Here is a 14,087-nt window from a genome sequence, read left to right as displayed (position 1 = left end):
GAACCGTGGGGGCGCTGCCTTGTTTTAGCTACTTTTTGTACACCGCTTCGCGGAGGCGTACCAGCTCTTCGAGCAGGGGCTCCAGGAGGTCGAGGCGGAGCATGTTGGCGCCGTCGGACTTCGCGCAGGCGGGGTCTGGATGGGTTTCGATGAAAAGCCCGTCTGCCCCCGTGGCGATGGCCGCTTTGGCGATGGTGCCGATCATCTGCGGGTTGCCGCCGGTTACGCCGCCGGGCTGGTTGGGCTGCTGCAGGGAATGCGTGCAGTCCATCACCACCGGTGCGCCGAGGCCTTTCATGACGGGGATGTTGCGGTAATCCACCACGAGGTCCTGGTACCCGAAGGTAGTGCCGCGCTCGGTGAGGAGGATGCGGTCATTACCGGCCTGCTGGATTTTTTCCACGGCGAATTTCATGGATTCGCCGCTGAGGAACTGTCCTTTTTTCACGTTCACGAATTTACCGGTGTCGGCGGCTGCCAGGAGGATGTCTGTCTGCCGGCAAAGGAACGCCGGGATCTGGAGCACATCCACATAAGCTGCGGCCATGGCGGCTTCGGCGGCGGAGTGGATATCGGAAGTAACGGGTACGTTAAAAGTTTTGCCTACTTTCTGCAGGAGGTCGAGCCCTTCCACGTCGCCGATCCCGGTGAAGGAATTGATGGAAGTGCGGTTGGCCTTGCGATAGGAGGCTTTGAAGACGTAGGAGATATTCAGTTTTTTGCAGATGGCGGACACTTTTTCGGCCACGCCCATTACCAGGTCTTCGTCTTCGATCACGCAGGGGCCTGCGATGAGGAAAAAGTTTTCAGGATGATATTGCTCTTTGAAGAGCGATTGTAAAGTTTTCATTGCTATCTGTTAGACTGTTTATTCAATATCGGTGTGCTACCGCCCGGGGTTGCACGGCGCAAAATTAGGCCTAATTTTCGATATGGCTGATGCCCGCGTTACGAAGGGCAACAGGCGTTCGTTCAAATTGTTATGGTATTGTCATTGTTTGGATGGGTAATTCGGGTAATATTGCGACTAGAAGCTAAATTTGGCCACTCATTTTTATTAATCGCTATATGAAGAAAGACAAGATTCTGGTTATCGGCGCCTGCGGCCAGATCGGTGTGGAACTGACACTGGCCCTGCGCAAGATGTATGGGGATTCCAACGTGATCGCATCCGACCTGCGCGAAGAGCACGATCTGCTGAAGGGAACCGGCCCCTATGTTTCGCTGGACGTGATGAACAAGGAGATGCTGCACGTACTGGTGATCCGTCATAACATCACCCAGGTCTACCTGCTGGCAGCGATCCTCAGCGCCACCGGCGAGAAGAATCCGCTGCTGGCCTGGCATATCAATATGGCGAGCCTGCTCAACGTGCTCGATATCGCGAAGGAAGAAGGGCTCGATAAAATCTACTGGCCCAGCTCCATCGCCGTGTTCGGCCCCAATTCCCCCAAACAGGAAACGCCGCAGCACACCATCATCGAACCCACTACCATTTACGGTATTTCCAAATTCGCCGGCGAGCGCTGGTGCGAATACTACAATACCCGGTATGGCATCGACGTGCGCAGCCTGCGCTACCCGGGCCTTATCAGCTATAAATCCGCCCCCGGTGGCGGTACCACCGATTACGCGGTGGAAATTTACCACGAAGCCCTCGAGGAAGGCAGCTACAAATGCTTCCTGTCGGAAGATACGTACCTGCCCATGATGTATATGCCCGATGCCATCCGCGCCACCATCGAACTGATGGAGGCAGACAGTGCGAAAATCTCCGTCCGCTCAGGCTACAACCTGACTGGCATGAGCTTCTCGCCGAAAGAGATCGCCGGCGCCATCCGCGAACATATCCCCACTTTCTCCATCAGCTACGAGCCCGATTACCGCCAGCACATCGCCGACGGCTGGCCGCAAAGCATCGACGACGAACTGGCCCGCAAAGACTGGGGCTGGAAACCCGAATTCGACCTGGAGAAAATGACGGCGGATATGCTCAAAAACCTCAGGGTTCAGAAAGGCATGTAATCTCATTTTAACACTACTATAGGTTGTACCCCGGCATTTTTGCCGGGGTTTTTCAATGGCGCTAAAAAAAATGGGTGATAATGTCGGCGAATCATTTAATCATTTAAATTACACTTTGTATCGTCCTTTTTTGAATGCCCCAAAAATCAATGCTAATGGCACATATCACGACAATGGACTACCACGAAAGAATAAACAATGCGATCATTACGCTCGAATCCGGACAGGAAGAGATCGTTCGTGGATCTGACCAGCATCTGGATGCGATCATTAAATTATCCGGAATACTAAAAGTCGTTGGTGACGCTTTCAAGGTGTTGACAGACGATATCGAGGAAAACTTCAACCTGTTTACACAGGAACAGGCGCGGGAAGTGATCAGTAATATCTTCCCTATTTTTCCCGTTGCCGACAAGTTGCTCGCTACCATCGCCAAAACTGGTCTGGATGCGGACTTGCCCCAATTACTGACAGACTTTCAAGCCGAGTTTAGCGAATTACGTGAAATGGTGCACGATCTCTCCCGCTTCAAAGCGAACGATACATCGGAATGGGATGATATTTTCAAGGACTAAATGAACCGGCCCCAAAATGAAGTTTTATACCACTTCAAGCGTTCGCAACGACATCGAAAAATACAGGAAGAAAGACAGTTATAGCCGTTGTTGCGAAGATCTTTGCGCATTTTTTGCCAATAAGGATATAGAAGCGATTTCCATGCAACCCAAACTGTTGGGTGCAAGTGGGAAAGTGCATTTCCAAAAATCCAGGTTTGCGTCTTCCAACTCAGCTAAAGGAAAATCCAACGGCTACCGGATCTATTATGTCGTGGAGGTGGAACATGCTGCCGTGACCGTGATCGGTTTTTATCCCAAAACAGGAACGTATGGGAAAGACGATATCTCAAATACCGAATATAAACAGATCATTTCGGAGTATAAGCTGGAAAAAGCTGGTGGACGATTGTGCCGTCATGATATTTCCAATTCCTTCCTGCCAACCCATGCATTTTAATTGCGCCGGGTCGAACATCCATATCATTCAGGCAGAATGCCCCGATGGCGGTTTCTTATTATAAATTAGTTATATTTGTATCGGCCCTGCGCCACCCGATCCTATGAAGAAAACCTTGATCCTCTGCCTGCTGGCCCTTGGTGCCGGTAAGGCCCGCGCGCAATTTACCACCATCGCCGAAAGTCCCGCGTTCCAGGAGCCGGGAGACGGCAACGCGCGCATCCTCCAGCTCACGAACGGCAACACCCTCTTCATCCACTTCACCCCGAAGCAGGGTATCCAGCTGCAATTGTTCGACCGCCAGCACCACCGCATCGACACCCTGCCCCCCGTTACCGACTGGAAAGCCTATAAAAACGCCCAGCTCGACGCCGCCTTCGAATCCGGCAACGGCAACGCCACCATCTTCCTCAGCGATCGCTCCAAAAGGCATCCCCTCCTCCGCCGGCTCACCATCAGCGCAGAAAACGGGCTCCTTACCGAAGACAGCGTTATCGCCGAACAGGATAAAGTAGACCTGCGGAAGAAATCCCTCGCCAGTTCGGACTTTCTCATCATCCGCGATCCCCACTCCGGTAGCTACGCCGTTTGGATGTATTTCAACACCGACGATGCATCCGACGCCGGATACCAGATCGTCCACTTCTCCGCCAATCACCGGGAAATCAGCCGCGCCCGTTTTAAAAACTTCGATCACAGCGCCCCCTTCCGGTATTGGGACATGGCCGTCATCGGCGAAGAAAAACTCTGCATCCTCGGCATGGAAGAAAATAAAGGCCAATCGGGCGACAGCCTCGTCATGAAACTTGCTACGCTCGACAGCGGTATGGTCTTCTTTAAATTCCACGATCTCCGCTTCCCCGCAGAAGACGCAGTGACAGGAGCTTTCGTCAAATACAACCCCCAAACCCGACAACTGCTCCTGCTCCAGGCCGTGAAGAAAATGGAAAAGAAAACCGAACGCATCCTGACGCGCAGTTCCGTGGTACAACTTCCTGCATTGAATATTTCCTTCGCCAAAGACATTTATTTCCGGGGCGTCAACCAGAAGCAGCAGGAAGCATTCGGTTCCGAAACGGAATACAACGGCGTTCCGCAGAACGTGTTCTTCCGGGCAGACGGCGGCTACAGCATCGTGTTCGAGGAACTGGACAATCACATCCGCATGATGAACAATACGCCCACCGTAGTGAGCACCGTGCTGGCCAACGTGGCGGTCGTGAATTACGACAGCACCGGCAAGGAAATTAACAGCTGGATCATCCCGCGCAGGCACATCAACCAGGGCGTGGTCATGAAACCCTTCTACCTCAAAGCCCGCGAAAACGTGAACGCGCCCTTCCAATGGGAAGACCAGTACAAACTGTTCACCTACATACCCGGGTATATCCTTATCAACGACCTCGACGCCCGCCGAAAAGCCACCGATCCCTCGCGCCAGGCCGCCATCCGCGACATCAGCAACTGCCACGGTTTCTATTACACCCTCGAAGGGGAAGACCCCGTGCCGCAGCGCGATTTCGTTTTCAGCACGGAAACCGACCGCCAGGTGGCGCTCTTCGCGTTCAGCGACTACGACCCCGTGAAACGGACGCTCGTAACCCTGAAACGCAATCCCGACAACAAAAGGGAAATCAAACTGGTATGGCTGCAGGTGCCGGAACGCAAAACGGCCGGTCACGATATGGCCGGCGCCGCTTCCAACAACATGAAATGAGACACTAAAATGCGATAAAACAGGAAAGCCGGGGCAATGGTCCCCGGCTTTATATTTTAGTTGACAGATGGTGCGAGTTATTCAATGAAACCCACGGCCACCGTGGCGTTCGAAAACTCGTCGACGAGTATGAACGTGCCGTTGGCGGGATTGGTCCCGTATTTGTCGGCGAACACGGGCTGGGCGGTTTTCAGCACAATGCGGCCGATATCGTTCAGTCCCATTTCCGTTTTCTCCTCGATCCGGTTGGTCGTTACTTCCGTTACGCTGGTGATCTGCTGCACCTTGGATTTGATGCGGGTAGGACCATGCTGCAGGAGGTACGTCTTGCCGGGTGTGAGTTTGTTCTGGTCCATCCAGCAAATCTGCGCTTTCACTTCGCGGAGGCCTTCGGGTTGCGATTGCCCTTCCTTCACCAGCAGGTTGCCCCGGCTGATGTCGATCTCGTCTTCCAGCGTAATCACCACACTTTCACCGGCATGCGCATCCTGCAGTTGCTCACCGAATTTCTCGATGGATTTGATTTTGCTTTTCTGCTCGTTGGGGAGTGATACGATGGTGTCTCCCACCGAAAAACTGCCGCTGGCGATCTTGCCGGCAAAACCCCGGAAGTCGTGGAACTGCTCTGTTTTGGGGCGGATCACGTACTGGATGGGGAAGCGGGCGGGATGGTTGCGATCGTTCCGGTCGAACTGGATTTCTTCCAGGAACTCCAGCAAGGGGAGCCCTTTGTACCAGCTGATCTTTTCGGTGCGCGTCACCACGTTTTCGCCGTACAGCGAGGAAATGGGGATGCATTTCACTTCTTTGCCTTCGTATAAAGAACCCGGCAACAGCTGCTGGAAATCTTCCACGATCTGGTTGTAGCGCGCTTCGTCGTATTCCACGAGGTCCATCTTGTTGATGCAGACCACGAGGTGCGGGATGCGCAGCATGCAGGCGATGAAGAAGTGGCGGTAAGTCTGCTCCACGATGCCTTTGCGGGCGTCGATGAGGATGAGCGAAACCTGCGCGGTGGATGCGCCGGTCACCATGTTGCGGGTGTACTCGAAGTGCCCCGGTGTATCGGCGATGATGTATTTGCGGTTGGGGGTGCTGAAGTAGATGTGCGCCACATCGATGGTGATACCCTGCTCGCGCTCGGCGATGAGCCCGTCTGTGAGGAGCGAGAGGTCGGTGAAGTCGAGCCCCTTTCTTTTGCTGGCCGCCTGGAGGGCTTCCATTTTGTCCTGCGTGATGGATTTGGTATCGTACAGGAGCCGCCCGATGAGGGTGCTTTTGCCGTCGTCTACACTGCCGGATGTGGTGATACGTAAAACGTCCATATGTTGCGTTGCGGTTATCGGTGATTGTTAGAAATAGCCTGCCTGTTTGCGTTTTTCCATGGCGGCTTCCGACCGTTTATCGTCGATCCGGGCGCCACGCTCGGAAATTTTCGCTGCGAGGATTTCCTCGATGATGTCTTCCAGCTTGTCGGCTTCAGACAATACAGCGGCGGTGCAGGTCATATCGCCTACCGTGCGGAAGCGTACTTTCGAGCGGAAAGGAACCTCTTCTTCGGTGGTGTTGAGATAGGGCGAGAAGGGCCAGTACATGCCGTCGCGCTCGATGATCTCGCGTTCGTGCGAGAAGTAGATCGACGGGATGGCGAGTTCTTCTTCGCGGATATAATTCCATACATCGAGCTCCGTCCAGTTGGAAATGGGGAACACGCGTACGTTTTCGCCGATGTTGATTTTGCCGTTGAGCATGTCGAACAGCTCGGGGCGTTGCATTTTGGCGTTCCACTGGCCGAATTCGTCGCGGACGGAGAAGATGCGCTCTTTGGCGCGGGCTTTCTCTTCGTCTCTGCGGGCGCCGCCGATGCAGGCGTCGAACTTCAGTTCTTCGATGGCATCGAGGAGGGTTACGGTTTGAAGAGCGTTGCGGGATGCGTATTTGCCGGTTTCTTCCTTCGCCTTGCCCTGGTTGATGGAGTCCTGCACATTGCGGACGATCAGTTCGAGCCCAAGCGATTCCACGAGCCAGTCGCGGAATTCGATGGTTTCGGGGAAGTTATGACCGGTGTCTACGTGGAGGAGGGGGAAGGGGATCTTTCCTGGATAGAAGGCTTTCTGTGCGAGGCGCACGAGGGTGATGGAGTCTTTACCGCCGGAAAATAGGATCGCCGGGCGTTCGAATTGCGCGGCGGTTTCCCGGAGGATGTAAATCGCTTCGTCCTCGAGGGCCCTTGGAAATTGCCATTGTATGCTACTCATATCTTGCTGTTATAAGTCTTAACTGTGTAATCCGCATTCTTTTTTGGACAGCTCCCACCACCAGCGGCCGGCGCGGGGATGTTCTCCCGGTTCGATGGCGCGGGTGCAGGGCGCGCAGCCGATGGAGATGAATCCTTTGTCGTGCAGTTTGTTGTACGGCACGTTATTGTCTTTCAGATAGGCGATCATCTGCTCGTAGCTCCAGTGGATGAGGGGATTGTACTTGTACAGTCCGCGATGATCGTCCCACTCCAGCACGGGCATATCCGTCCTGTTTTCGCTTTGTTCGGCCCGCAGCCCGGTGATCCAGACTTTGGCGCCCTGGAGCGCCCTGCCCAGTGGCTCCACTTTCCGTATATGACAACACTCTTTACGGTTCTCGACGGAATCGTAAAAACTGTTGGTGCCCTTTTCCTTCAGCAGGTTTTCCACTGCCGCGGTTTGAGGGAAATAGATATCGAACGGCTGCTTGTAACGTGCCCTGGTGATGTCCATCAGGTCGTACGTTTCCTGGAAAAGCCGGCCGGTGTCTAACGTGAAAACGCGTACCGGCAGGGCGTTGCGCCAGATGATGTCTGCCAGCACCTGGTCTTCCTGCCCAAAAGAGGTGGAAAAAACCACAGCTCCCGGAAATTCCTCCGTCAATATGCGTATTCCCGTGGCGATGTCCGTTTGCTGGGCAATGATGCCCGTTAAATCTTTCATATCCTTATCTGAGTGTCCGTTCAACAAAAATACATAAAGTCTATAAAAAATATAGACTAATTTTCGTGAAAAGGGAAGAGCCCCGTCCTGCGGAGCCCTTCGGCGACTTTTCTGGGGAACGTCATATCTGGAAAAAACGCTGCGAAAGCAATGTAAGCGGGTTGGAAATCAAAAGTATACACGTTGAATAGGGTAGCCGGCATTGCGCTGTTTCCATGACAACAGGTATACATTGACGGAGAAATATCCGTTGCAACAAAGGTACCGGCCCCCGAAACTTCTGACAATACTCACTTCTGAGTATTTTCTATGGGTTTGGGTGAAAATCCGTCCATTCAGCCCGTAGAATTCCCCGCTCAATTGGTATTATTTCAGTATGAGGTGGTAATTGCGCCAATACAAAAGAGGCTGTATCGCATCGATACAGCCTCTGTACTTATAACCCTGAGAATTTCTTATTCCCTTGTAAGAATATCTTTCAAAGATTTGTTTTCCAGCAATTTAAGCGTGGCATCGCGGACTTTGCTCATCACTTCGTGCAGCCCGCAGATCGCTTCGTCCTTGCAGTTTTCGCAGCGCTCGTAATAATTGAGGCTCACGCAGGGAAGCAGGGCGATAGGCCCGTCCAGCAGGCGGATAATGCGCGCCAGCGGAATTTCCTTGGGCGTCCGCATCAAATAATAGCCACCGCCTTTTCCCTTCTTGCTGCCTAAGATACCGGCATTCTTCAGCTCCAGCAGGATGTTCTCCAAGAACTTGATGGAGATGCTTTTTTCCGAAGCGATTTCAGAAATCAGTATAGGACCTTTATCCACATTCTCTGCCAGGTAGATCAAGGCATGGAACGCATATTGTGTTTTTTTAGACAGCATATTCCTTAGTCTCCAGTAATTTTTGCACTCTCAATTGTACAAATATAACAAAAAACGGCAGCTTTCGCCGGGAGGGGAAGATCAGAGGTTGAGGACGTCGCTCATATTGAAGATGCCTTTCTTGCCTTTCAGCCATTCAGCCGCGGTTACCGCCCCGGCGGCAAAACCTTCCCGGGAATGCGCCGTGTGTGTAATGGTAATATCATCGATAGCGGAATGATAATCAACGATATGCGTGCCGGCTGCGGGGTCGATCCTTTTGGAATGGATGTACAGCTGCGAAGCGTCTTGCGTGGCATCGTTCACCCATCCTTTCTTGCCGGGCAGCTTGTCGATGATCTGCTCCGCCAGGGTGATAGCCGTGCCCGAAGGTGCGTCTTTCTTCTGGGTATGGTGGATTTCCTCCATCCGAACGGAATAGGAGGTTTGGCCCGCCATCAGTTCGGCCAGCCGCTGGTTCAGCGCGAAAAAGATATTTACGCCGATGCTGAAATTGCTGGCGTACAGGAATGCCTGGTGCTTTTCGAGGCAGATGGCTTTCACTTCGGGCAGCTTTTCGAGCCAGCCGGTGGTGCCGCACACCACGGGAACGCCTGCTTCGAAGCATTTCAGGATGTTGTGGTAAGCGGTTTCGGGGGTGGTGAATTCAATGGCAACGTCTGCCTGGGAGAGGTTTTCCTTCTCCAGGAGGTGGCTGCTGTTGATGTCTATGCGGTGAATTACTTCGTGCCCGCGGCTGGTGGCGATGGCTTCAATGGCTTTGCCCATTTTGCCGTACCCGATGAGTGCGATTTTCATATCTGTAAGAGGATACTGTGATTATTTGAATGAAAACCCTCCGGAGCGTTGCTGCTTCGGGTTGAGGGTGATGGTGAGCCCCACGCCGATGGTCCGTTTGTCGAACATTTTGGGCGATATGCGGATGCTCAGGTCGTTGGAGATGTCGAACTGCCGTAAATGCGCGAACACCGTGGCGTCCACGATATTGAGCGCGTAAGCGGCCACGAACACGAGCACCGAATAATCCACGTACTGGCGGTAGGCATCGCGGAGGTAGATCAGGTCTGCGTCTACGTACCGCTTATACGGGTCTGCCCAGTCAGGATTATCGCGGTTAGCAACGCGGGTGCGATATGCGCCGCGGAACTCCCGGTATTTATCGATATTGAAAAGGAAAACGCCCGTGCTGACACCGATAGCGGCATACACGATGGGCACTTTCCAGTATTGGCGGTTATATACCTGCCCCAGGCCCGGGAGCACGGCGGAGTAAAACGCCGCTTTCCTTGGACTGTGCAGTGGCTTGTAATTGGCCACGATACTGTCTGCCGGGCTGGCATACACGGTGTCTACGCCAAGTTCGGTGGTGGTGGGCCTGCGTTTGAGCGAGTCCATCATCATACGGTTGCCATTGGCAGTATCCGTCTGCGCCAGGAGCCCCGAAAAGGGGAGGAGCAGCAGGCAGCAAAGCAGGAAACAGGCGCTGTTTTTCACTTACAATGATAATTTTTCCAGGATGGCGTCCAGCTCTTCGTCCGAATAGAATTCGATCTGGATGTTGCCTTTCCCGTTCTTGCCACGGGCCAGGTTGACCTTGGTGGAGAAGTGGGACGACAGGTTGTCCTGGATTTTCTGGTAAGCCGGCGGCAGGAGGTTTTTGGCCGGTTTTTTCGCATTGGCCTTGTCGTTGGCGTTCACCTTACGGACAAGTTCTTCCGTTTGGCGGACCGACAAGCCATTTTTCATGATCTCGCCGAAAACGAACAGTTGTTTGTCCACGTCTTCGATGCTGATGATCGTGCGGGCGTGGCCCATGCTAAGTTTATTGTTGCGAACGGCCACCTGGATATCGGGGGGCAGTTTCAGCAGCCGGATGTAGTTGGTAACGGTGCTCCTTTCCTTGCCCATTCTTTCGGCTACCTGCTCCTGGGTGAGGTCGATCTCTTCCATGAGGCGTTTGTAGCTGAGGGCGATTTCGATGGCGTTGAGGTTCTCGCGTTGCAGGTTTTCCAGCAGCGCCAGTTCCAGGAGCTCCTGGTCGTTGGCTTGCCTTACATACGCGGGAATATCCTTCAGTCCGGCCATTTTACTGGCACGGAAACGGCGTTCCCCGGCGATCAGCTGGTATTTCTTGCCGATGCGGGAAACGGTTACGGGCTGAATGATGTCGTGCAGCTTGATGGATTGGCTCAGCTCCTGCAGCGCCTGCTCGTCGAAATCGCGGCGGGGCTGCTTGGGGTTGATCTCAATCAGCTCCAGCGCGATCCGCTCGATGCCGGTTGCCTGGGCTACCACTTGTTCGGCAAGCGCACCGGTGGTTTGCTTCAGGTCTGTGTCGATATTCTGTAACAGCGAGCGGATGCCTTTGCCCAACGCCTCTTTCTTACTCGGATTGGTCATCGTTAATTGCTAGTATTTTGTCTTCTTGATTGATCTTGGTAAAGTTATGCTTTTGCAGGATCTCCTTCGCCAGGTTCAGGTAGTTGATGGCGCCGGTGCTCATGGCATCGTACATGATAACGGACTTGCCGAAGCTCGGGGCTTCGCCCAGTTTGGTATTACGATGGATGATGGTGTTGAACACGCTTTCCTCGAAGTGTTGTTTCACTTCGTCTACCACCTGGTTGCTGAGGCGGAGGCGGCCGTCGTACATGGTCATGAGGATACCCTCGATCTCCAGTTCCGTATTCAGCCTGCTTTGCACGATCTTGATCGTATTGAGCAGCTTGCCCAGGCCCTCCAGCGCGAAGAACTCGCACTGCACCGGGATGATCACCGAATGGGAAGCCACCAGGGCGTTCACCGTGATCAGGCCCAGCGAAGGGGAGCAGTCTACGATAATAAAGTCGTATTCATCTTTGACAGTGTCAATCACCTGCTTCATCACCCGCTCCCGGTTGGGATGGTTGATCAGTTCCAGCTCCGCGCCCACCAGGTCGATGTGCGAAGGCAACACTTTCAGGTTCGGCGTGTCGGATTCCAGGATCACGTCCCGGGCCTGCACGTCGTTCACCATACAGTCGTACAGGCTCTGCTGTATGTTACGCAGGTCGAAGCCCAGCCCGGTGGTGCTGTTGGCCTGGGGGTCAGCGTCCACGAGCAGCGTTTTGTACTCCAGTACCGCCAGGCTGCTGGCGAGGTTGATGGCGCTGGTCGTTTTCCCCACGCCCCCTTTCTGATTGGCGATTGCGATGATTCTTGCCATTGTCTTGTCTTAAATTCCAGGTTTAATAGGATAAAATAGGATATCAGCCGATGGCATCGATGGTTTCACCGATCCCCGGCAGCAGCAGGGTCAGCCCCGCTTCTTCGAACAACTGCTGTGCAACAGCCTTGTCGATCTTGATATATCCGAATGTGTCGTAATGTACTCCGATAATGCGCTGGCATTCAATGAATTCCGCTGCGATCACGGCATCGTCTGCCCCCATCGTGAAATTGTCGCCCACCGGCAGCACCGCAAAGTCCAGCTTCGCCCACCGCGGGATCAGCTCCATATCAAACGTCAAAGCCGTATCCCCCGAATAGTAGAAATTCCCCTCACCGGTCATGAACAGGAAACCCATCGGGTTACCCCCGTAATTGCCGTCGGGCAAACCGCTGGAATGATGCGCAATGGTACATTTCACCGTACCAAAGTCAAAATGCCACTTGCCGCCCGTATTCATCGGGTGCACTTTTTCATGCCCCTGCCGCTGCACCCACTCCGTCAGCTCGTAGGCCCCCACCACCATGGCGCCCGTGCGCTTCGCCAGCGCCATCAGGTCGGCCACATGGTCGGAATGACCATGCGAAACGAATATGTAATCCGCCTCAATACGTTCAACGTCAATGGATTTTGCCAACTCGTTGTGCGTAATGAACGGGTCGAACACGATCTTTTTTCCCTTCACTTCCACCGCAAAACTGGAATGCCCGTAATAGGTGAATTTCATATTGCAATGATATAATAATATGACCTAATCGGACAAAAATACAACGAATCACCTAATAACGGGCCATGCTCCCTATTTATTTATTCACACCTCCGGCTGGGGAAAAATCACATTTTTTTAGGTTTTACTTTGCAATTTTTTGGTCAGATATTCGTCTACCTTACCACGGAAGCCATCCCGATCAGCCCGATTGTGCTAATTTTACAGGATCGCTTCGATAATTAAATCATTGATCCATACGATATTATGCGAGCCGGACCCAATTTACTCTCCACCATACTCCTCGTCATCATCATGCTGGCGCTCGACGCCTACGTCTTTTACGCCCTCCGTTCCCTGATGGCCAACGCCGCCCCCAGGCTCCGAGGTGTCGTATTCTCCCTTTATTGGGTGCTTTCCGCTATTGTGATGGCCTCCATCGTCTTTTACGGCAAGATCCCCTGGGCCAAATTCATGCAGGCCAGGGCCTATTACCTCACCTTCGCCTTTTCTTTCTCCTTCTCCAAACTCATGGTGGCGCTTTTCCTCTTCATCGACGATGGCCGCCGCGCCGTAATGTGGGTCGTGGAAAAAGTCCGCTCCGCCCCGGCCGTTGCCGCCGCCGTTCAGGCCAGGGAAGAAGGCAACCGCGAAACCGAAGGCATGTCGCGCTCCCGCTTCCTCCTCAAATCGGGATTCCTCGTCGGGGGCACCCTCATGGGAACCCTGTTGTACGGACTTTCCAATAAATACAATTACCACGTCCGCAAACTGCGGCTGGCTTACCCCAATTTACCTTCGGCTTTCAAAGGACTGAAAATCGTGCAGATATCCGACATCCATTCCGGCTCCTTCAACGACAAGGAAGCCGTGAAGCGCGGCGTAGAGCTCATCCAGGCGCAAAAGCCTGATCTTGTGCTGTTTACGGGCGATCTGGTGAACGACCGCTCCCTCGAAATGGATGATTACACGGACGTGTTCGATAAGATCAACGCCCCGATGGGCGTGTTTTCCACCCTCGGCAACCACGACTACGGCGATTATTACCCCTGGCCGGATTACGATAACAACCGCCGCTCGCGCCTCAAGGCCCAGAACCTCGAAACCCTCAAGGGCATCCACGCCAAAATGGGGTGGCGCCTGCTGATGAACGAAAATAAAATCCTCGAAAAAGACGGCCAGCAGATCGCGCTGCTGGGCGTCGAGAACTGGAGCATGAACCCCCGGTTCCCGCGGCTCGGCGATATGAAAGCGGCGTACGAAGGCACCAAAGACGTTCCCTTCAAAATCCTCCTTTCCCACGACCCCACGCATTGGGACGGACAAATCCGCAACGAATATCCCGACATCGACCTCATGTTGGCCGGCCATACGCACGGCATGCAGTTCGGCGTGGAAATCCCGTTCTTCAAATGGAGCCCGGCACAATACATCTACCGGCAATGGGCCGGCCTGTACGAGGAGGGCAAGCAACGGCTGTACGTGAACAGGGGCTTCGGTTTCCTGGGATATCCCGGCCGCGTGGGCATCCTGCCGGAGATCACCGTGATCGAACTCGTATAAGTTCTGTATTTTGCGGGCG

At 53.7% G+C, this 14,087-nt stretch carries 15 protein-coding genes; 5 read left to right on the top strand and 10 right to left on the bottom strand.

The annotated features are described in order from the left end of the window. Positions 1-28: 28 nt before the first annotated feature. Complete coding sequence (gene kdsA, locus EJ361_RS18965; RefSeq protein ID WP_126247216.1) at positions 29-850, bottom strand: 3-deoxy-8-phosphooctulonate synthase; 822 nt, start codon at positions 848-850, stop codon at positions 29-31. Between the two features lie 218 nt (positions 851-1,068). On the opposite strand from kdsA, the gene EJ361_RS18960 reads away from it, so the two are divergent. The 4 genes from EJ361_RS18960 to EJ361_RS18945 all read left to right on the top strand — a co-directional run bounded on the left by EJ361_RS18960 (position 1,069) and on the right by EJ361_RS18945 (position 4,756). Beyond that, positions 1,069-2,025, top strand: coding sequence for an NAD-dependent epimerase/dehydratase family protein (locus EJ361_RS18960; protein WP_126247215.1), 957 nt, complete (start codon positions 1,069-1,071; stop codon positions 2,023-2,025). A gap of 155 nt (positions 2,026-2,180) precedes the next feature. Beyond that, complete coding sequence (locus tag EJ361_RS18955) at positions 2,181-2,600, top strand: hypothetical protein (protein WP_126247214.1); 420 nt, start codon at positions 2,181-2,183, stop codon at positions 2,598-2,600. 16 nt (positions 2,601-2,616) lie between these two features. Beyond that, complete coding sequence (locus EJ361_RS18950) at positions 2,617-3,039, top strand: hypothetical protein (RefSeq protein WP_126247213.1); 423 nt, start codon at positions 2,617-2,619, stop codon at positions 3,037-3,039. A 103-nt stretch (positions 3,040-3,142) separates the two neighbouring features. Beyond that, positions 3,143-4,756 carry a hypothetical protein gene (locus EJ361_RS18945; RefSeq protein WP_126247212.1) on the top strand — a complete coding sequence of 538 codons (1,614 nt, stop codon included), beginning with the start codon at positions 3,143-3,145 and terminating at the stop codon, positions 4,754-4,756. A gap of 77 nt (positions 4,757-4,833) precedes the next feature. On the opposite strand, the gene EJ361_RS18940 is transcribed toward EJ361_RS18945, so the two are convergent. From EJ361_RS18940 to EJ361_RS18900, 9 genes are all read right to left on the bottom strand, one after another. Next, positions 4,834-6,081 (bottom strand): sulfate adenylyltransferase subunit 1, encoded by a 1,248-nt coding sequence (locus EJ361_RS18940; protein WP_126247211.1) that lies wholly within the window; start codon positions 6,079-6,081, stop codon positions 4,834-4,836. Between the two features lie 27 nt (positions 6,082-6,108). After that, positions 6,109-7,014, bottom strand: coding sequence for a sulfate adenylyltransferase subunit CysD (gene cysD / locus EJ361_RS18935; RefSeq protein WP_126247210.1), 906 nt, complete (start codon positions 7,012-7,014; stop codon positions 6,109-6,111). A gap of 18 nt (positions 7,015-7,032) precedes the next feature. Beyond that, positions 7,033-7,719, bottom strand: coding sequence for a phosphoadenylyl-sulfate reductase (locus tag EJ361_RS18930; protein ID WP_126247209.1), 687 nt, complete (start codon positions 7,717-7,719; stop codon positions 7,033-7,035). 455 nt (positions 7,720-8,174) lie between these two features. After that, on the bottom strand, positions 8,175-8,591 hold the full coding sequence (locus EJ361_RS18925) for an RrF2 family transcriptional regulator (protein ID WP_109697139.1): 417 nt from the start codon (positions 8,589-8,591) through the stop codon (positions 8,175-8,177). A gap of 81 nt (positions 8,592-8,672) precedes the next feature. Beyond that, entirely contained in the window at positions 8,673-9,389 is a 717-nt protein-coding gene (dapB, locus tag EJ361_RS18920; protein WP_126247208.1) for a 4-hydroxy-tetrahydrodipicolinate reductase, read from the bottom strand. Between the two features lie 21 nt (positions 9,390-9,410). Next, a complete protein-coding gene (locus EJ361_RS18915) occupies positions 9,411-10,085 on the bottom strand; it encodes a DUF5683 domain-containing protein (protein WP_126247207.1) in 675 nt (224 codons plus the stop codon). After that, entirely contained in the window at positions 10,086-10,991 is a 906-nt protein-coding gene (locus tag EJ361_RS18910) for a ParB/RepB/Spo0J family partition protein (protein WP_126247206.1), read from the bottom strand. Next, the gene (locus tag EJ361_RS18905) at positions 10,975-11,796 is read right to left on the bottom strand and encodes a ParA family protein (protein ID WP_126247205.1); all 822 of its coding nucleotides are present in this window, start codon (positions 11,794-11,796) and stop codon (positions 10,975-10,977) included. Before EJ361_RS18905 ends, EJ361_RS18910 begins: the two co-directional genes overlap by 17 nt. Before the next feature lie 43 nt (positions 11,797-11,839). Then, the gene (locus tag EJ361_RS18900; RefSeq protein WP_126247204.1) at positions 11,840-12,526 is read right to left on the bottom strand and encodes a metal-dependent hydrolase; all 687 of its coding nucleotides are present in this window, start codon (positions 12,524-12,526) and stop codon (positions 11,840-11,842) included. Positions 12,527-12,772: 246 nt separating this feature from the next. On the opposite strand from EJ361_RS18900, the gene EJ361_RS18895 reads away from it, so the two are divergent. After that, positions 12,773-14,068 carry a metallophosphoesterase gene (locus EJ361_RS18895; RefSeq protein ID WP_126247203.1) on the top strand — a complete coding sequence of 432 codons (1,296 nt, stop codon included), beginning with the start codon at positions 12,773-12,775 and terminating at the stop codon, positions 14,066-14,068. The last annotated feature ends 19 nt before the right edge of the window (positions 14,069-14,087 follow it).

The organism is Chitinophaga rhizosphaerae (assembly GCF_003958645.1).
GTDB classification, from domain to species: Bacteria; Bacteroidota; Bacteroidia; order Chitinophagales; family Chitinophagaceae; genus Chitinophaga; species Chitinophaga rhizosphaerae.
The sequence above is the reverse complement of the archived record's forward strand: the minus strand, read 5'-3'. Positions and strand labels throughout refer to the sequence as shown.